The organism is Gordonibacter sp. An230 (assembly GCF_002159915.1).
Lineage (GTDB): Bacteria > Actinomycetota > Coriobacteriia > Coriobacteriales > Eggerthellaceae > Rubneribacter.
Genome location: NZ_NFJP01000002.1, coordinates 124,312 through 143,072 on the forward strand (window position 1 = coordinate 124,312; position 18,761 = coordinate 143,072).

Consider the following 18,761-nt stretch of genomic DNA (forward strand, 5'->3'; position numbering starts at 1 on the left):
AACCATGGCTGACGGCAAGGTAGTCATCGAGATAACGGGCGACGAGAGCGAGTACCGCGAGGCGATCGACCGGCTCAAGGGCGAAACGAAAAGAAGCGCGTCGAGCATTACTTCGTCGCTCAAGGGCGTCGGAACCGCCCTCGCGGGAGCCGCGGCGGCCATCGGGTTCGGCCAGCTGGTGGCGGAGGCCGCGGCCGCGACCGATGCCACCCAGAAGTTCAGGCAGACGCTCGACTTCGCGGGGCTGGGCTCCGACCAGATAGAGGCGCTGGCAGCCAGCACGCGGGCCTACGCCGACCAGACCGTCTACGAGCTGGCCGACATCCAGAACGTGACCGCCCAGCTCGCGGCCAACGCCGTCCCGAATTACGACAAGCTCGCCGAGGCCGCCGGCAACCTCAACGCCGCCGCCGGCGGAAACGCCGACACGTTCAAGAGCGTCGGCATGGTGCTCACGCAGACGGCTGGAGCCGGCAAGCTCACCACCGAGAACTGGAACCAGTTGGCCGAGGCCATCCCCGGCGCGAGCGGGATGCTCCAGGACGCCATGGAGAAGAACGGCGCCTACACCGGCAACTTCCGCGAGGCGATGGAGAAGGGCGAGATAACCGCGGAGGAGTTCAACCAGGCCATCATGGACCTGGGCATGACCGACGCGGCGGCCGAGGCGGCGACGTCCACCAAGACGTTCGAGGGCGCCATAGGAAATCTCAAGGCCACCGTGGTCGGCGGGCTCTCCGACATCCTCGCGCAGATGCAGCCCGCGATGACGGGGGCGATAAACGGGCTCAACGGCTTCATCGCCGGCATCCCGGCGGCGCTCAGCCCTCTGGGGGACGCCGTGTCGGCTGCGCTCTCCGGCGGCGGCACCGACGGAGTTGCGCAGGCGGTGTCCGGCCTGATGTCGCAAGGGGTGGGAGCGCTCGTCGGCGCGATCCAGACGGCCGCCGCCCAGCTGCCGGCCATCATGCAGACGGTGCTGCCGATCATCACCACCGCCGTAATGTCGCTGTTGACCACGCTGCTGGGCCAGCTGCCGTCGCTTCTCATGGCGCAGCTGGACCTCGCCATATCGGGAATCTCGTCGTTCGTCTCGACTCTGGCGACGCAGCTTCCGACCATCCTCCCCCAACTCGCTCAGGCGGCCATGTCGGCGGCGAACGATCTCGTTACCCAGCTCATGACCAACCTGCCCACGTACGTGGGGCAGATGGTCCAGGCCGCGCTCGACCTGTTCAACGGCATCGTCCAGGCGATCCCGCAGGTCATCCCCGTGGTGGTCCAGGGGATCGGCGATCTCGTGCGCAACGTGCTGACGAACCTGCCCGCGTTTCTCGGACAGATGATTTCCGCCGCCGTGACGCTGTTCAACGGCATCGTGTCTGCGCTACCTCAAGTGGTTCCGGCGGTGCTCCAGGGCGTAGCCGACCTCCTGCAGCAGATATGGGACGCGATATCGTCGTTTGACCTGCTTCAAGCCGGCAAGGATCTCGTCCAAGGGCTCATCAACGGCATTGCGAGCATGGGCCAGGCGGTGATCGACGCCATCGGCGGCGTCGTGAGCGGCGCGGTGGACTGGGCCAAGAGCCTGCTCGGCATTGCCAGTCCGTCTAAGGTGTTCCGCGAGATAGGCGAGTTCACCATGCAGGGCATGGAGGACGGCATAGAGGACTACGGGAAGCTGGCCGTGCGCGCCATGGACTCGGCCATGGCCGACGTGTCGGCGGCTGCGGCCAAGGGCGCGCCCGACATCGGAGTCCCGTTCGACGTGCCCTTGGCCGCGAGCGGGCGCGCCGCGCTCGGCTTCGGCGGCGCATACGCGTCATACCGCGAGTCGCGCGGCGTCGCCCAGGACGGCGCGGACCTATCCGTCGTGGTCGCCAAGCTCGACGGGCTGGGCCGGAAGATTGACGACGGACTCGGCAGGGTCGGCGACGCGCTCAGGCAGCCCGTGGAAGTGATCTGGAACAAAAGGCAGCTCGGCAGGCTCAACAGGGAGGCGGCGAAGGCGTGAGGACGCTGATACGGTACACGAACGGCAGGGGCGAGAGCATGGCCTTCGGCGGCGGTAGCGAGTCGCTGCACTACCTGGAGCACGGCCTGCGCGACTGGGAGTGGTCGCACTCGACGGGCGCGACGAGCGGTCGCGTGACCAGCTTCGCCGCAGACGGCCCCAAGGAGGTTTCCTTCCCCGTGGGCATCGCGGCGGCCACGCCCGAGGAGGGCATCGAGCTGCGCAACCGCCTGCTGCTGCTCGGCGAGCCGGACATCGACGCCGTGGAGCCCGGCACGCTGGAGGTGCCGGGAGGCTGGAAACTGCGCTGCTGGATAGTCGGCGGCTCTGCAGGCAGCTACTGGATGGACGACCGGTACGCCGAGTTCGAGCTGACGCTGCTGGTCGAGCGCCCCGTGTGGACGTGCGAGACTCTGACGCGGTTCGAACCGGCCGTTCAGACGGGCGGCGGCGTCGATGCTCCCTTCGACTTCCCCTTCGACTTCCAGCCCGAGGCCGGCGCGAGCTCCGTGGACAACGGCGGGATGTTCGCCTGCGACTGGCTGTGGCGCGTGTACGGCCCCGCCACGAGCCCCTACGTGCGCATCGGCGAGAACCTCTACAAGGTGAACGTTGACGTGCCCGACGGGGCGCGCCTCGAAGTCGACACGGCGGAGCACACTGTGCGCATAGTCATGGCCGACGGCACGGTGGAAGACGCATACGCCGAGCGGGAGCGCGGAGGCAGGGGCAGCGGCACGTACCTGTTCGAACGCATCCCCGCCGGCACGAACAGGGTCACGTGGGACGGATCGTTCTTCTTCGATGTGGTTCTGCGCGAGTCGCGGATAGCGGCTCCGTACGAGGGGGGCGAGTAGCGCATGGACGTAACGTACACCGATTCGAGCCTTAGGGACCTAGGCGAGCTAAGAGGCTATCGCTTGGACATCGAGGAGGGCGACGAGCGCAACGACTTCGAGCTGTCCCTGGATGTCGAGGGCGATCTGCGCCTGGAGCCGGGATCGATCATCTACGCCGAAGGCACCGAATGGGGCGGCGTCATCGACGCGATGGAATCCTCCCCCGCCGACGCCCTGGTGCGCTACACGGGCCGAACGTGGACGGGAGTGCTAGCCGACAAAGTGCTGGAACCGGATCCCGGCCAAGCGCACCTGTCGATGTCCGGCGAGGCAAACGCCGTGCTGCTGGCCCTCGTGGAGCGCATGGGCCTGTCCGGACGGTTCACCGCACCCGCATCCGACTCCGGCGTGCAGGTGTCGCACGCGTTCGAGCGGTACTGCACGGGATACGCGGGCATCAGGGCGATGCTGGCCGCCTCGGGCGCCAAGCTGCTCGTACGGTGCTCCGCGGGCGTGGTGGAGCTTTCTGCCGCACCTCTGGCCGACTATTCGGACGGTCCGGACAGTGATCGGGCGGACGTGAGCGTGAGGCGCGTTGCCAGGCCGTACAACCACCTGGTGTCGCTCGGCGGCGGCGAGGGGGCGCAGCGCTCCGTGCGCCACGACTACGCGGACGCCGAGGGCAACGTCAGCCAAATCCAGACACTATTCGGCCTGGCCGAGCGAACGGCGGTCTACGACTACAGCAACGCCAGCGCCGAGGAGCTGGCCGAGAAGGGGCCCGAGAAGCTGAGAGAGCTGCAAGAGGGCAGCTCCTGGGACGCCGACCTTCTGGAGGGCTGGGAGTACGACATAGGAGACGTGGTGCCCGGCATCGACGCGCTCACCGGCGAGGAAGTGCACGCCGCCGTCGGCGGCAAGGTGGCCACCATCACCGACCGCAGCTGCTCGGTCGAGTACAAGGCCGGCGGCACCGCCGCAGAAGCCAGCCTGTCGGGAAGATCGGAGAGCTCCGGCAGCGGGGCGTCCTACACCGCCGGCAGCGGTATCAGCATAGTGGGGCGCACTATAAGCGCCGAGGTGGACGCGGAAGACCTCGAGTCCGTGCGGGAAGCGGCGCGGACCGCCGCCGCCCTCGCAAGCAACGCGTCGGCGGAGGCCGCGGCGAAGGTCTCCGCCGTGAAGGGCGCGGCTCCCATAGCAGTCAGTGTGGACGAGGCCGCGAAGACGGCCACCGTGAATCACCAGGCATCGGGAGTCGCCGCCGGCTCATACGGCCCGGACGCCGACCTCGCGCCAGGCTGGGGCGATACCGCGACGATCCCTCCGCGCATATCGGTCGATTCCTTCGGGCACGTGACAGAAGCCGAGGCACGAACGCTCAAGATGCCGAGCGCGACGGCGACGCGATCGGCGGCGGGGCTCATGAGCGAGGCTGATAAGAAGGCGCTCGACGACATGCCGAGCACGTACGCGCCTAAGTCGCACACGCACACCTACGCGGGAAGCGATACGGCAGGCGGCGCGGCGAAGAGGGCCGAGAAGCTGGAGACTCCGAGGACGATAACGCTCACGGGGGCTGTGACCGGCACCGTCGAGTTCGACGGCAGCGAGAACGTGATCATCCCGACCGAGGCCGACATCGGCGCGGCGGGCTTCCTGACGGCCCACCCCGTGGGGAGCACGTTCGAGTGGCCCGAAGACCCCGGGATGACATACGGGGGAACATGGAGGAGGCAGCCCGGCAACATGGGCCGCCTGATATGGGAAAGGACGAAATGATGGCAAAGACGACAGGGTTTTCGCAACTGACGTGCGACCGCTGCGGCGAGACGATCTACGCGACGGATAACGCGCCCGCCGCGCAGAGCTGGCGCGACGTCCAGCGGTACACCGCCGACGGCACGGCCATATCGCGCCTGTTGTGCCCGGCGTGCAACGCGTCATACCGCGACATGGCGCAGAAGCAGGACGCCGCCTTCGGCGACTTCATGGCCAAGCGGGAGGGGGAGGAGGAGTAGTATGGCCCTCGACATCGTATACGGATACCAGGGCAAGGACCACGTGAAAGCGTCGCAGCTCGGCAGGCTGCTCGCCGGCACCATCGGCGCCGGGCGCTACGTGCTCGACACTCAGGACGGGATGGCGGCCAAGATGCAGACTGCGAACAAGGTGCGCATCGGCACCGGCGATCTGGTAATGGACAACCGCTACGTCACAAATGAAGCGTATCAGGATCTCACGGTGGAAAGCGGCCAGAGTGGATACAACCGCAATGATCTGGTTTGCGTGAAGTACGAGCGTGCGGCCGGCAGCGATCCCGACCACTCGGTGGAGTCAATGGAGCTCGTCGTGATCAAGGGCACTCCCACGACCGGCACGGCATCCGACCCATCGTACACCGCAGGCGACATCTCCGCACAGGATTCCGCAGCCATCATGCCACTGTGGCGCCTGCCAATCAATGGGCTCACCGTCGGCAATCCCGTGCAGCTTTTCAAAAAGCACGTATCTTGCTCCAAGTTCCGGGATTCCGTATCCCGGGTGGATATCGTCGACGGGTGGACGGTCGCCAGGCTGCCCGGCGGCTACGCGGCGCTGCACGCGGCGACGACGCGCTACGTGGCCCTCGACCAGCAGTGGGGCGACTACCACGTCTACGGCATGTGGCCGCGGCTGACGTTCCCCGTGGCCTTCGCCGAGTCCCCGGTCGTGACCGCGTCGTGCGAGGCGTCCGGAGGCTGCTTCGCGATGCCGGAGCACGTCACGGAGGCCACGACGGAGTTCCGCATCGTCAATGTGGCGCGCGACCCGGAGTCCAAGGACGTGACGCTGCACGTGAGCGTTTTCGGGCGACTGGCATAGGGATTCCGTATCCCAGACCCTTTATTCCGGCCCCGGCGCGGCCTCCGTGGCCCTCTCGGAGGCCGCGGAGGGCTACGACTGGCTGGACGTCGAAATCTCGAGTGCCCAGGGCAACCGCAAGGCCGTGAGGCTGCGCCCCGGGGCGACCGCCGACTACGTGTCCCACGGCGTGACCGACGGCACGTGCTGGGTGGCGTTCGGCACGATCACCGCGAGCGGCACGACCGCCCGCGTAACGTCGCAGGTCAACATGCCCATATCGGCCTACGCCTGGGGCGAGGGGGCGGGCAACGTGGACTGCCGCATCGTATCCGTGGTCGGGCTCAAGCCCTCGGGAACGTCACCGACCAGTTGATGCGGTACCTCCCCGTGATAGGGGCCTCGAACATCACGACGAGGTTGTTGTCCTGCATGAGGCTGTACGCTATCCCTTTTGGATTCGCGTCCCAGTCCCCGTTGATGCAGACCGCCGTCGCGTCCCTGTGCACTCCTCCCGCGTCCTTCGCGAGCTTCGCCAGCTCGTCGTACGACAGCACGGCTATCGACGTCGCGCCCGCGGGGTCAACGATCTTGTATCCGTTGACGGTGACGGACGTCCGGGATACGGAATCCTAGGCCGCAGGGTACGCTAAAACGAAAGACCAGTACGTATACGCCGCGCGTGACGAGTAGAGGAGCACCTGGCCGTCCGGCTGGACGCGCACGAGGTTCGATCCGTCGGCGTCGCTCAGGATGGCGAGCGGGGCCGTCAGCTCGACGTCGGGCCTGAAGCCCTCGTCGAGCGTGGTGATGGCTCGGTAGTCGCCCGCTCCCGTGGCCTCGTGTCCCGAGCACCAGCCGTGGACGTGGACGGTGCTCCCGACGCGGCGCTGCCTCACGTCGATCTTGCCATCGACGAAATAGCAGCGCACCCACCCGGTGTCGTCCAGACGCTGGGATACGGAATCCCTTAAGCGAAGCTGAAGAGGTATTTCGTCCATCTGCGTTGAGCGCTCTGCATGATGGTCTTAGTTCTCCTCATGTAGTGGCTGTATGCAACGTCCACGTCCGCGTGGCCAAGCTGCATTGCTATCGTCTCTATGGGTATGCCAGCCTCGACGGCAAGCGTCCCCCACGTGTGCCTGAGGCCTTGCATCGACACCTCAGGCAGCCCCGCTCTGCGAACGAATCGCCTGATCCTCCCTGCCACCTGCGACGGCGTCAGGCCCCCTACGATCCGCCCTGCCGGGCTGCCCGCGCCCCTATGGATCGCCCGAAGCCGGTCGAGCGCCCATCTCGCCAGGTACAGCTCCCGGTCGCCCTTCGGCGTTTTGGTGGCGTACAGCTCGACACCGCCCCTGACCTGCTGCAGCGTCTTGCTTACGACCACCTTGCCGCTACGCCAGTCGATGTCGGCCCATTCGAGAGCGTACGCCTCGCCGGGACGGAGCCCCAGGGCGGACGCCACGATGCAAGTCGCTTCAAGGGGGTGGCCCCACATCCCGCGCAGACGTTTTGCGAGTTGCTTGGCCGAGAGCGTCTCGAAGCGATGGACGGGCTTGCGGGGCAGCTCGATGCCCACAGTAGGGTCGATGACGAGCATGGCCCATCTGCGCACGGCCCACCTGATCACCTGCCGGAGGCACTTGTAGGCCTTCGCCGCCGCGCCCGGGAGGTCGAATGCGTCAACCCACGATTGCACCTCGTCGCGCTCCACCTGTGAGACGGTCAGACCGCCGAACCGGGGTAGCACGTGCAGCCTCAGGCTGCTCTCGTACCCCTCGACGGTGTTCGTCCTTCTGCGTGCGCGCTTGTCAGGCAAGTAGTGGCCCTCCACGATCTCCTCGAGCGTCATGCCCATCGCCTCGGCTGCGTCCATCTCTTCCTCCTGTCTCCGTAAAATCCCAGAGCGTCTCGCCCTGAATCACATGGTAGACGATCTGGGATTTTTCAATCGTGACACGTGGCACACGATTGACGCAATCGTGGAAAGGAGGTGATGCAATGGACGACCGGTGCGACCAGCACTCGGCACACGACCGCGCCATCCGCTCGCACGACAGGCGGCTCGACGCCCACGGAGAGCAGATCGACAAGATCAACGAGACGCTTTCAGCTCTCAAGGAGATCGAGAGGCAAAACCAGCAGCGCATAGACGCCATGGACGAGAGGCTCGTCGCCCTGGAGGCAAGGCCCGCGAGGCGCTGGGAGGACATGGCCGACAGAGCGCTGTGGGCGCTCGTGGCGGCCGCCGTCGGATGGGCGCTCGCTGGCATAGGCGCAGCATGAGATAGGAGAGACAATGAACGAGAATTTACCCAGCTGGCCGATCCCGAGCCGTGTTTACGACGTGCTCAAGTGGGCGGGCCTCATCGCGCTGCCCGCACTCGCCACGCTCTTCGGCACGTGCGCCGGGGCGTGGGGAGCGGACGCGGCGACGGCCCAGGCGGTTGTGACCACGATTAACGCCGTCGGGACGTTTATTGGCGTCGCGATCGGGGCGAGCCAGCTCAAAGCGGGGAAGGGGGGCTCGGATGCTGACGAAGGCTAGGCGATCCCTCGCGGCGCTCTCCGCGCTCCTCGTCGCGCTCTCGCTCGCCTTGCCGCGTGCGCAGGCGATAGCCTACGAGAGCAGCGACAACGTCGTGGCACCGGGCCACGGCTACAACAGCGCGCAGTACCTGGTCGTCCACGAGACGGCCAACCCCGGCGCATCCGCCTGGAACCACGTGCTCTACTGGGGCAGCAACCCAGACTACGCCGTCCACTACGTGATGGAGCTGGACGGCTCCACGGTGTACCGCACCATGTACGACGACCGCCTGGCTTGGCATGTGGGCAACGGCAACTACCAGACGGTGGGCATCGAGCTCGCCCACGCCACCAACCAGGCCGACTTCGACCGGCAGTGGGCCGAGGCGGTGCGCTGGTGCGGCGACTACCTGGCCTCGCGGGGCTGGGGCGTTGACAGGCTGCTCTCCCACGACGAGTGCCGCCGCATCTGGGGAGGCACCGACCACACCGACCCGACGGGCTACTTCGCCAGCTACGGGCGCACGTGGGGGCAGTTCGAGCAGTGCGTGGCCGACTACATGGGCTCCGGGGTCGTCGTGACCCCCGGCACCTCGGGCACGGGCGGCAGCTCCAACGTGTCGGAGGAGGTGCGCTACCGCTCATCTTCCGATCCCTCCGGTGCCTACTGGCTCCCGGAGATGATCGACCGATACGACACGGGCGGCTCTGGGGACACCTACGCCGGGGACGGCCAGCCCATGCGATGGCTCGCCATCGACATGCCGGGATGGTATCAAGTGCGCACCCAGGCCAACGGCTGGCTCGACCCCGTGTCGGGCTACGACACGGACGACCTGATGTACGGCTGCGCCGGGGACGGCTCGCCCATCACGGCGATCCGCTGCTACTACGAGACGCCCGACCCGGCATCGACGGGCTGGCGCGTCGTGGAGTACGCGGCGGCCAACCAGGGGGAGGGCTTCCTGGCCAAGATGCGCGACCTGACGGACACGTCCGGATGGGGCGACGACTACGCCGGAAACGGCGGGGTGATCACGGCCTTCTGGGCCGACCTGGCGGCAGCCTAGAGGCTAGGCGGCCGTGATAATCACTCCGATTTGCCGTGTATTTCGGCCAATTTGGGACAATTCCAAACGATCCGCAAAAATGGGAGAACGCTCGATTCTCGGCGTTCTCCCATTTCAAACGTCTGGTAGGGGCGGCGGGACTCGAACCCGCACGACCGGAGTCGGAAGATTTTAAGTCTCCTGCGTCTGCCAATTCCGCCACGCCCCCGCGCAGCCCGTCGAAACGACGAGGGAAACGATGGATGCTTATCGTATCAAATCGAACCGCCACGCGCAGCGGAAACGGACGGGGCCGCACAAAGACTCTCCACTCCGGAACGGAACCGCTGGCATATGCGACCTCCCTACCGAGCGAAACCCGCCCGCAAGACGTTTGCCCAGAGGAGACGACGAACATCCCGCACAACCGCCTCGAGCCAAGCGAGCCTGCCCCCGTCCTCTCCGCCGCGAAAGACGAAGATGAAGCCGTCGTCACATCCAACCGTAGGCCTTTAGCACATTTTTTGGCGCCCCGGGCCTCGCCGGCCGCCTCCGCGCAATGCCGTTTCGCACCTTCGCGGAAGCCGCGCGCGCGGCCAGAACCACGCCCGGCCTCGATGCGAGCGCCTCGCGCCTCTCAACCCAAGCCGGAGCGAGCCGCATCGAGAACGAGACCGTGCAGGATGTCGGATTCGCTCACGGTGAACGAATCGACGCCCGCCAGATCGAGCACGGTCTGCAAGATCATCATGCCCGCCACGATAACAGGCGCGCGACCCGGATCCAACCCGACGATGCGCTCGCGCTCTGAAAGCGTCACGCCGCGCAGCCGCTCGTCCACAGCATCGAGATCCGATCGCGTGACGAGGGCCCTGTGGACGCGCGTCGTATCGTAGACGCGCATCCGCTCGCGCACGGACACCACGGTAGTGGCCGTGCCAGCCACGGCCACCAGCCGATCAGGGAAAAACCTCGAGGCGCGCAGCTCCTCGAAGAACGGCCTCATCCCCTCCCGCACCCATCGTCGGGCGAGCTCGAGCTCGCGCTCGGCGGGAGGATCGGACGCGAGGAACTTCTCCGTGACGCGGCGGCACCCTATGTCGAAGGAGCGCGCACGTACGGGATCGTCGCCCGCACATCCGGCCACGACCTCTGTTGAACCGCCGCCTATGTCCACGACGATCAGGCGCTCGCCTAAAAAATCGCACGACGCGCCCGCGAACGACAACGCCGCCTCACGCGCGCCGGGAATCACCGCAAGCTTGATGCCGCATTCAGCGAGCAGGCGTTCGAACTCGTGCGCATTGCGCGCATCGCGCGCCGCCGACGTGGCGACGGCCGTCACCCGAACGAGCCGTTCCGACTGCTCGAAGCCGACGAGCACCTCTCGATAGTGGGCGACCGCATCCGCCACGCGGCGCATGGCCTCGGGCTTGAGCACTCCCGAAGCGTCCACGCCCTCGCCAAGGTTCGTGATGGCGTACTCGCGATCAAGCTCGCATAGCCGTCCCAACTCGTCGACGTCGGCGACGAGCATACGGCACGTCACCGTTCCGATATCGATAGCTGCGTAGCGGCCGGGACGGAAGACGCCGTCCGAGGCAGGGTCCTTCGACGCTCCCGGCGCAACCGTCAGTGCGCTCACCGGCACCTCCCCATGCGTTTTTCCTATTCGACGCCAAACAACGGGTCGAGAAGAACCGAATACCACGTTTCGGGCGCCTCGATGCTGTCGGAGACGATATTAGCCTGAAACGTCGACCCCTCTTCGGGAAGATCGAGTCCGCGCACATTCGCCGTTTCCTCGCCCTCCTTCACCCAACCGAACTGTTCATGGGCATACGCCTCGATGCCGGAATCCGTCTGCAGGGCCTCCACGTTGCCTTCGAGCGATTCGTTGCGATCCGCCAGCGCTGCGTATTCGGCCGCCAACCGGTCTCGATCACGCAACGCATGATAATACTGCTGAGCAGAAGGGTACAGGAAGGAGAACGACAGCACGAGGCACCCGACGACGATCACGGAGGTGACAAACGCACGCGACTTGAGCAACGCGAACGAGCCGAACGCAGAACCGCGCTTCGTCGAAGCCTTGCCGGACGCCTCGTTTTGCATGCGAGCCGCCAAACGGTGCTTCGCGCCCATCTTTCCCCTGTAGACGGCAGCTCGCGGCCCGCCCTCAGATGCGGAGGCCGAAGCGTCCTGCGAACCGAACTGCTTTGAGAATTTCCGTTCGGCCCTGGCCTTCGCTCGGGCGCGCTTCGCCTCGGCGAAACGCGAGACCCCGTTGTCACGCCGCTCGCAGTCATCAGCGCGAGCATGGCGAGGGCCGCCAGATAGAGAGGCCGTCGAATCCCCCAACCGCGATCCGACAGGACGCGCGCCGCGGTGCGCTGCCGACGACGAGGGGAAGTCGTCGCCAACATCGATGAAGCCACCCGAACCGCGGCGAGACGAGACGCCGATGGACGCCGAGCGACCAGCGGCAGAGCGTTGCGAAGACGAGCGACGCGACTCGGACGATGCCCGAAATGGCGACTCGAATACGGAAGCGTCGATGCGCTTCGCAGTCGAAGCGCTATGGGAGGGGAAGAGGCCGCGACGGTTCGCGGCAATATCGCGCCGAGCTTCGTCGAACGAAAGAATGTTCGTCTGCCGTGCCACTGAAGTGCGCCCCTTTTGCATCGTGGTTCGTTGATGGTGTGCGTAATGCAGGAGATGGGGCTAGGATACCACACCGCATGCCTCTCCGCCACCGACGAGACGATGCGTCGAAGGAGTGTTGGGCATCCGTCAAAACGCGAGTGATCGCGGAAAACGAAACCCGTCACATAAGGGCTCCTTCGCTACAGATCGAGCTTCTTAATATAAGAACTCCATTTTTCGAACGAGTCGTCGCTGATGGCATGCTCCATGAGGCAAGCCTCCTTCTCCGCCTGCTCCTCGGGGATGCCGAGCGCCTTCGTAAGGAACGTTGCCAGCATGCGATGCCGGTCGAGCACAGACGTGCCGTACTCGTAGCCCTGCTCGGTAAGCGTGATGTCGCCGTAGTACGGTTGCTCGGCCAAACCCTTCTCCTTCAAAGCGGTCATGGCCTTGTTTACCGAAGCCTTCGACACGCCGAGCTTCATCGCAACATCGACCGATCTCACCGACGCTTTCGTCGTTCCCCCGAGCATGACAATGGCCTCGAGGTAGTCTTCGTGCGACATGGACATCTTCTCCATGGAACCTCCTTTTGCTCGCATGCTCATAGTACCACTCATGCTCGCCGAGATAGGGCGGCATAGGGGAAGCGGCAGTCGGGAAGCGGAGAGCAAAAGAGCGAGACTTGAGAGAGGGGTCCGCTTGGCAGAGGGCCGGGCGAGGTGCGGCCAGGCGAGAGGCCTTCGGCACCGAGCCAACGGGGCGCTTCGCCGTCCTCTACGGGTCGGCAGGACGAAAAATCCCCGCCACCCCGGCGAGGGGAGGGGGCGAGCTGCGAATGGGCCATTTGCACAGCTTTCTATGCAGCGCACCGACAGGCACCAGCCTACGGCCGCGTGCCTGCGCCGTCGATACGAGCCATCGTGTCGAAATGTGCGACCGCCTGGCAAGGGCGTCCCGCCAAAAGCGGAAGACGAAGGAGATCGGGCACATCGCAGAAGCGCTCCCGAGGCCTTGCGGAATGCGGAAAAGGCGCATGCGGGCCGCATCCGGCGACACGCGCCTCTGATGAGCGGGAACGGCGACGGAAGGTCGCCGCCCCGCGAAAAGGAGGAGCTCGCGCGCTCCGAGCCCCTCCTTGTGGGCTTCCGCGCTCCCAAGCGCTTCCTCGGGCTCGCCGCCGCTTCGGCGAGCCCCGGCGCCCCCGTGCCTATCGCAGCGCCCCCGCACCCGGAGCGACGCGAGCCCGATCCGCGTTCCCGCAGCGCCTTTGCAACCGCGCGTCGCTCGGACGCGGGCTAAGGCCGAGAAGGCTTTCTTTCCCTTCTCTGAACGAGCGCTCGGCAGCGCGATCAGCGGCAGCGATCCGCCTCGACGGCCCGCTCGAGATCGGCGGCCATGCGCGCAGCGGCCGCACAGCCAGAGCAGCCGGCGCACCCTCCGGCACAGCTGGCTGCACCGGAGCCGTCTTTACGGCAATCGCACAGGCCGTTGCGCCACAGCCGGCGCACCGACAGAAATGCGAGCCCCGCGACGACCAGTCCAACGACTGTAGTTGAAACGAGCATGTCGCATCCTTTCCCGAACGTCGCCCGCATGCTACGCGGTAGCGCCTGCGCTGGCTTTGAGACCCTCGGAAACATCGTCTTTCTTGCCAGCGGGCATCGGGCGGAACAGCTGGAACAGCATGCCAGCCAGCACCGCGAGGGCCACCACCGTCCACAAACCGAAGGGCACCTCCCCCATGAGCAAGCCTCCCAACTGGTAGAGCACGAGCCCGACAGCCCAACCGAACGCCGTCATGTAGCCGATGGCGAACCACGTCCACTTTGCGCTCTCCATCTGACGACGGATGGTGCCGATGGCGGCGAAGCACGGCGCGCACAAAAGGTTGAAGGCGCAGAAAGCCAGGATGGCCGCCGTCGAGCCGCCGAACATGGCGGCGAAGGATGCCCACATGGCGGGATCGGTCTCGCCAAGCTCGCCCACGCTGGAGAGAATGCCCACGGTGGCCACGACGTTCTCCTTCGCCACGAGGCCCGTGACGGACGTGACCGCAGCCTGCCAGTCACCGAAGCCCAGCGGCGCGAATATCCAACCGATCGCATTGCCCAAGCCGGCCATGAGGCTGTACTGCAGCTGCGTCTCCTGATCGAGCAAGCCGAAGCCTTGGCCTGCGTCGCCGAAGTTCATGAGCAGCCAGATGACGATCGTGGACAGGAAAATGACCGTTCCGGCCTTCACCACGTACCCCCTGATGCGCTCCCACGTTGACAGCAGGACGGACTTCGCAGTGGGCAAGTGGTACGAGGGAAGCTCCATAACGAACGGGGATGCCTCGCCTGCGAACATCTTGGTCTTCTTCAGCATGATGCCCGAGATGATAATGGCGAGGACGCCAAGGAAGTAGAACATCGGCGCGACCCACCATGTTTCCTCGGTGTTTCCGCCGGCTATAGCGCCAAACACAAGCGCGATGATGGGCATCTTCGCACCGCAGGGGATCATAGTCGTCGTCATGATGGTCATGCGACGGTCCCGCTCGTTCTCGATGGTCTTGGTGGCCATAACGGCGGGCACGCCGCAACCGGACGCCACCAACATGGGTATGAAGCTTTTGCCGGACAGGCCGAAACGACGGAACACGCGGTCCATGATGAACGCCACGCGCGCCAGATATCCGCAGCCCTCCAAGAACGCGAGCAGCAAGAACAGGATGATCATCTGGGGAATGAAACCGATGACGGCGCCCACGCCGGCCACGATGCCGTCCATGACCAAGCTCTGCATCCAATCGGCAACCTGGGCACCCTCGAGGGCGTCGCCGATGACGGCTCCGAGGCCGGGTATCCACAGGCCGAACTCGGCAGGGTCGGGCTCCTCCTCGGCCAGAACCGCAAGCTCCTCCTCGCTCGCACCGGCCTCCTCGGCAGCAGCCATCTCCTCCTCCCAGGCGCCGACCGCCTCCTCGTAGGCCTCGCCGCCTGTGTACAGAAAGCCATCACCCGAGATGCCGTCGTTGGCCCAGTCGGTGACCACACCGGTTCCCACTGAGATAGCCAGCCAGTACACAAACGCCATGACCACGATGAAGATGGGCAGGCCCAAAACGCGGTTCGTGACCACGCGGTCGATCTTCTGCGTGAGGGAAAGGCCCTTCGCCGACCTCTTCACCGTCTCGGCCACCACGTCGCCGATAGCATCGTAGCGCGCAACGGTGATGATGCTTTCGGCGTCGTCGTCGAGAGCATCCTCCATGGCCTCGCGGGCGGCGTCGATTGCCTTCAGGTCGGCTGCGGGAAGCTTGAGCGAGGCGACGGTGCGCTCCTCGCCCTCCAGCAGCTTGATGGCGTACCAGCGAGCAGCGGAGGCGGGCACGCGCGAGCCGATAAGCTCGGCGACCCGTCCGATGGGGCCCTCCACCTCGTCGACGAAGCGCAAGTCGGGTTCGGGGGCCGTCTTCTTCCTGGCGGCCTCGACGGCCGCTTCGACAAGCTCGTCCGCTCCCTGCCCTTTGAGCGCGGACGTCTCGATCACCGGACAGCCCAAACGCTTCGAAAGCTTCGCCACATCGACCCTGTCACCGTTTTTGCGCACGAGATCCATCATGTTGAGCGCCACGACCACCGGAAGGCCCAGGTCGAGGATCTGCGTCGTCAGATAGAGGTTGCGCTCGAGGTTCGTGGCGTCCACAAGGTTGACCACAACGTCGGGTCCGCCCTCCAAAAGATAGTCGCGCGTCACGATCTCCTCGGGAGAGTACGGCGAGAGCGAGTAGATGCCCGGCAAGTCCGTGACGATCACGTCCTTGTCGCGCACGTAGGCGCCTTCCTTCTTCTCAACGGTCACGCCTGGCCAATTGCCCACGTACTGGTTGGCTCCGGTCAGGTTGTTGAACATCGTGGTCTTGCCGCAATTGGGATTGCCGGCAAGCGCTATGCGAATACCCATGCTCCGCCTTTCCGTCTACATTTGCTCCTTTGAGTTAGCTATTACTAACTCATCGTTGAAAAAGAGGCGCCGAGCGGCGGCGCCCTCTGTCGCTTGCGAACGCTTCGCACGAAGCGCCCGCCCGCATCCCGCTAGTGCACGAGGATGCCCTCGGCCTCGCTTTTGCGCAGCGACAACTCGTAGCCTCGCACAGTGACCTCAATGGGGTCGCCGAGCGGCGCGACCTTACGCACGAACACGTCCGCACCTTTCGTGATGCCCAAATCCATGATGCGCCGCTTGAGCGCCCCATCGCCCTTCAAGCGGCGAACGGTGGCCGTTTCGCCTATGCGCACATCGCGAAGCGTCCGCTCCTGGGATTCCGCCATCCCTGCTCCTTCCTGTTGCTTCCTTCGCTTACCTCGACTGCCCGCCCTGCGCTTCATGCCGCCTCGCGCGCAGATGGCGAGCGCCAGCCCGCTGTTCGCGCCTCACGCTGCAGCGCGCGCCATAATGCGCGATGCGGCGCTTCGGTCAAGCGCCACCCGCGTGCCCTTGACCTCGACGATCAGATTGCCCGCCGCCTCCGACACCACGATAACGCTGGCCCCTTCCACAAAGCCGAGCGCCTCCAGGCGATGGTGCAGCTCTCCTCGGCCGCCCACTTTCACAATGACGGCCTCTTCGCCGCCGTGCAGCAGCGGGAGCGGGTACGTGCCACCCGCGCTTACCACGTCGTCCATAGCGCCTCCCAACGAGTTAGCCTTATGAAACATAACGCATCATAACGTAACTGCGCGCAAAATGGAACCCTTGGCTAACAAACAGAAGCTTTACGCCTTGAGCGTCATGGCGTTCACGGCCACGATGACGGTGGACAGGCTCATGAGCACGGCGCCGACGGCGGGGCTGAGCAGGATGCCCGCGGGCGCGAGCACGCCGGCGGCCAGCGGGATGGCTGCGATGTTGTAGCCGGCGCCCCACCAGAGGTTCTGCTTGATCTTGCGCGTGGTGCTCGTGCCGAGGTCGAGCAGGCGCACGATGTCCTCGGGGTCGCTCTTCACCAGCACGACGTCGGCCGAGTCGATGGCGACGTCGGTGCCGGCGCCGATGGCGGCGCCCACGTCTGCCTTCGCGAGGGCGGGCGCGTCGTTGATGCCGTCGCCCACCATCATCACGGTGTCCCCCGCCGCTCGACGCTCCTGCACGAGGCGCACCTTGTCCTGGGGCACGAGGCCGGCATGGAACTCGTCGATCCCGAGGTCGCGGGCCACGGCGCGCGCGGCCTCCTCGTTGTCGCCCGTGAGCATGACGGGCGCGATGCCGCGCTCCTTGAGCTGCTGCACCGCCTCGCGCGCCGTGGGCTTGACCTCGTCGCCCTGGGCCACCACCCCGGCTGCGGCACCGTCGATCACGAGGAAGCTCACCGTGAGGCCGCGGCCCGCGAGCGACTGGAACAGGTCGCGGTCGTAGGGAATCCCCCGCTCGTCCAGGTGCCGCGCGTTCGCGACGAGCGCGTGCCGGCCGTCCTCGAGCACGCCCTCCACGCCCACGCCGGCCACGGCGCGCTCGTCGCGCACGGGCTCGGGACGCACGCCCCGGTCGCGCGCGGCGGCCACGATGCTCGCGGCCAGCGGATGAGACGACGACTGCTCGAGCCCGGCGAGGATCGCAAGCACCTCGTCGTCGCTGCGCCCCTCCCCCACCGCGCGCACCTCAGCCACGCGGAAGTCGCCCTCGGTGAGGGTGCCGGTCTTGTCCATCATCACCACGTTCACGTGCGGCGCCACCTCGAGCGCCCGCCGGCGGCGCACGAGCAGGCCGTGCCGCGCGCCGATGAACGTGGAGCGCGCCGCCACGAGCGGTATGGCCAGGCCGAGCGCGTGCGGGCACGCGATGACGAACACCGTGACCATGCGCGTGAGCGCGTCGCCCACGCTGCCCGTGACGGCAAGCCACGCGGCGAACGCCGCGACGCCCACGCCCACGGCCGCGTAGAACAGCCAGCGCGCCACCTTGTCCGACAGCACCTCGGCGCGCGACTTCTCCTGCTGCGCCTGCGACACCAGCTTCATGACCTGGGCCAGGTAGCCCGACTCCCCCGTGCCGGTCACGCGCACGTACAGCGTGCCGTCGCCGTTCTGCGATCCGCCGAACACGGAGTCGCCCGCGCCCTTTGCCACGTCGCGCGCCTCGCCGGTGACGAGCGCCTCGTTCACCTGCGACTCGCCGCGCACGACCTCGCCGTCGGCGGGCACCTTCTCCCCCGCCTCCACCACGACGGTCTGCCCCACCTGCACCTCGTCGAGCGGCACGTCGGCGAAAGAGCCGCCCGGCTGTTCCACGTGCGCCTGCGCCGGCAGGAGCTCGGCCATCTCCTTGAGCGCGTCGCCCGCGCCCATCACGGCCCGCATCTCCACCCAGTGGCCCAAAAGCATGATGACGATGAGCGTGGCCAGCTCCCAGAAGAAGTCCATGTGCATGCCGTCCGCGTGCAGGACCGAGCGCTGGACGAACGCGTAGATGCTGTAAACGTAGGCCGTGGTGATGCCGAGCGCCACCAGGGTCATCATGGCGGGCTGTCGGCGCTTGAGCTCGCCCGCCGCTCCGCGCAGAAACGGCATGCCGCCGTAGAGGAACAGCACCGTGGCGAGCGCCGCCACGACCCAGTCCGACCCGGGGAATGTGAGCGTGATGGGGAGCGTAAGCCCCATGGGCGACGACAGCAGCAGGATGGGCACCGTGAGCACGAGGCTCGCGAGGAACCGCCGCTTGAGGTCCGCCCCGTGCGTCGCCATGCCGCCCCCGGAGGCGCCCTTTCCGGGAGAGCCGTCCCGCACGTCCTCGCGTTCTCCGTCGTGCCCGCCCATCCGCCTCGCCTCGCCTTCATCCGGTGCCTTGCCTACC

20 protein-coding genes and 1 tRNA gene are annotated in these 18,761 nt (G+C 66.4%); 9 read left to right on the plus strand and 12 right to left on the minus strand.

The features are described from left to right. Nucleotides 1–4: 4 nt before the first annotated feature. The 6 genes from B5F40_RS16390 to B5F40_RS01785 are packed head-to-tail and all read left to right on the plus strand — an operon-like array spanning nt 5 to nt 6,073. Entirely contained in the window at nt 5–2,014 is a 2,010-nt protein-coding gene (locus B5F40_RS16390) for a phage tail protein (protein WP_087192664.1), read from the plus strand. Continuing rightward, a complete protein-coding gene (locus tag B5F40_RS01765; protein WP_087192665.1) occupies nt 2,011–2,871 on the plus strand; it encodes a hypothetical protein in 861 nt (286 codons plus the stop codon). The genes B5F40_RS16390 and B5F40_RS01765 overlap by 4 nt, the downstream gene beginning before the upstream one ends. Before the next feature lie 3 nt (nt 2,872–2,874). Next, complete coding sequence (locus B5F40_RS01770; protein ID WP_140396380.1) at nt 2,875–4,635, plus strand: hypothetical protein; 1,761 nt, start codon at nt 2,875–2,877, stop codon at nt 4,633–4,635. Beyond that, complete coding sequence (locus B5F40_RS01775; protein ID WP_087192667.1) at nt 4,635–4,874, plus strand: hypothetical protein; 240 nt, start codon at nt 4,635–4,637, stop codon at nt 4,872–4,874. The genes B5F40_RS01770 and B5F40_RS01775 overlap by 1 nt, the downstream gene beginning before the upstream one ends. A 1-nt stretch (nt 4,875) precedes the next feature. Continuing rightward, a complete protein-coding gene (locus tag B5F40_RS01780; RefSeq protein WP_087192668.1) occupies nt 4,876–5,718 on the plus strand; it encodes a hypothetical protein in 843 nt (280 codons plus the stop codon). Between the two features lie 46 nt (nt 5,719–5,764). Beyond that, complete coding sequence (locus B5F40_RS01785; protein WP_087192669.1) at nt 5,765–6,073, plus strand: hypothetical protein; 309 nt, start codon at nt 5,765–5,767, stop codon at nt 6,071–6,073. Here the strand turns inward: B5F40_RS01785 and B5F40_RS15800 are convergent. The 3 genes from B5F40_RS15800 to B5F40_RS01800 form a co-directional block, all read right to left on the minus strand. Next, the gene (locus B5F40_RS15800) at nt 6,042–6,254 is read right to left on the minus strand and encodes a hypothetical protein (protein WP_140396381.1); all 213 of its coding nucleotides are present in this window, start codon (nt 6,252–6,254) and stop codon (nt 6,042–6,044) included. The two genes, B5F40_RS01785 and B5F40_RS15800, sit on opposite strands and share 32 nt — an antisense overlap. A gap of 75 nt (nt 6,255–6,329) precedes the next feature. Continuing rightward, nucleotides 6,330–6,698, minus strand: coding sequence for a hypothetical protein (locus B5F40_RS01795; protein WP_140396382.1), 369 nt, complete (start codon nt 6,696–6,698; stop codon nt 6,330–6,332). Then, the gene (locus B5F40_RS01800) at nt 6,668–7,576 is read right to left on the minus strand and encodes a tyrosine-type recombinase/integrase (RefSeq protein ID WP_087192672.1); all 909 of its coding nucleotides are present in this window, start codon (nt 7,574–7,576) and stop codon (nt 6,668–6,670) included. The genes B5F40_RS01795 and B5F40_RS01800 overlap by 31 nt, the downstream gene beginning before the upstream one ends. Nucleotides 7,577–7,701: 125 nt before the next feature. Between B5F40_RS01800 and B5F40_RS01805 the strand changes: the two genes are divergently transcribed. Genes B5F40_RS01805 through B5F40_RS01815 form a run of 3 tightly spaced genes read left to right on the plus strand, consistent with a single transcriptional unit; the run spans nt 7,702 to nt 9,299 of the window. Then, on the plus strand, nt 7,702–7,986 hold the full coding sequence (locus tag B5F40_RS01805; protein WP_087192673.1) for a hypothetical protein: 285 nt from the start codon (nt 7,702–7,704) through the stop codon (nt 7,984–7,986). Nucleotides 7,987–7,999: 13 nt separating this feature from the next. Then, on the plus strand, nt 8,000–8,248 hold the full coding sequence (locus tag B5F40_RS01810; RefSeq protein WP_087192674.1) for a phage holin: 249 nt from the start codon (nt 8,000–8,002) through the stop codon (nt 8,246–8,248). Next, entirely contained in the window at nt 8,232–9,299 is a 1,068-nt protein-coding gene (locus B5F40_RS01815) for a peptidoglycan recognition protein family protein (RefSeq protein WP_087192675.1), read from the plus strand. The genes B5F40_RS01810 and B5F40_RS01815 overlap by 17 nt, the downstream gene beginning before the upstream one ends. A gap of 123 nt (nt 9,300–9,422) precedes the next feature. On the opposite strand, the gene B5F40_RS01820 is transcribed toward B5F40_RS01815, so the two are convergent. From B5F40_RS01820 to B5F40_RS01870, 9 genes are all read right to left on the minus strand, one after another. Further along, a tRNA-Leu gene (locus B5F40_RS01820) sits at nt 9,423–9,507 on the minus strand. Nucleotides 9,508–9,915: 408 nt separating this feature from the next. Next, nucleotides 9,916–10,923, minus strand: coding sequence for a Ppx/GppA phosphatase family protein (locus tag B5F40_RS01825; protein WP_446718585.1), 1,008 nt, complete (start codon nt 10,921–10,923; stop codon nt 9,916–9,918). Nucleotides 10,924–10,946: 23 nt separating this feature from the next. After that, complete coding sequence (locus B5F40_RS16530; protein WP_239442848.1) at nt 10,947–11,423, minus strand: FtsB family cell division protein; 477 nt, start codon at nt 11,421–11,423, stop codon at nt 10,947–10,949. A 701-nt stretch (nt 11,424–12,124) separates the two neighbouring features. Beyond that, the gene (locus B5F40_RS01835) at nt 12,125–12,505 is read right to left on the minus strand and encodes a metal-dependent transcriptional regulator (protein WP_087192677.1); all 381 of its coding nucleotides are present in this window, start codon (nt 12,503–12,505) and stop codon (nt 12,125–12,127) included. Nucleotides 12,506–13,276: 771 nt separating this feature from the next. Beyond that, nucleotides 13,277–13,492, minus strand: coding sequence for a FeoB-associated Cys-rich membrane protein (locus tag B5F40_RS01850; protein ID WP_087192680.1), 216 nt, complete (start codon nt 13,490–13,492; stop codon nt 13,277–13,279). A 31-nt stretch (nt 13,493–13,523) separates the two neighbouring features. Further along, on the minus strand, nt 13,524–15,875 hold the full coding sequence (feoB, locus tag B5F40_RS01855; RefSeq protein ID WP_087192681.1) for a ferrous iron transporter B: 2,352 nt from the start codon (nt 15,873–15,875) through the stop codon (nt 13,524–13,526). 131 nt (nt 15,876–16,006) lie between these two features. Then, nucleotides 16,007–16,243 carry a FeoA family protein gene (locus B5F40_RS01860; RefSeq protein WP_087192682.1) on the minus strand — a complete coding sequence of 79 codons (237 nt, stop codon included), beginning with the start codon at nt 16,241–16,243 and terminating at the stop codon, nt 16,007–16,009. A 102-nt stretch (nt 16,244–16,345) separates the two neighbouring features. Further along, nucleotides 16,346–16,597 (minus strand): FeoA family protein, encoded by a 252-nt coding sequence (locus B5F40_RS01865; protein WP_087192683.1) that lies wholly within the window; start codon nt 16,595–16,597, stop codon nt 16,346–16,348. 90 nt (nt 16,598–16,687) lie between these two features. Next, nucleotides 16,688–18,724, minus strand: a complete 2,037-nt coding sequence (locus tag B5F40_RS01870) for a heavy metal translocating P-type ATPase (protein ID WP_087192684.1) — start codon at nt 18,722–18,724, stop codon at nt 16,688–16,690. Between the last annotated feature and the right edge of the window lie 37 nt (nt 18,725–18,761).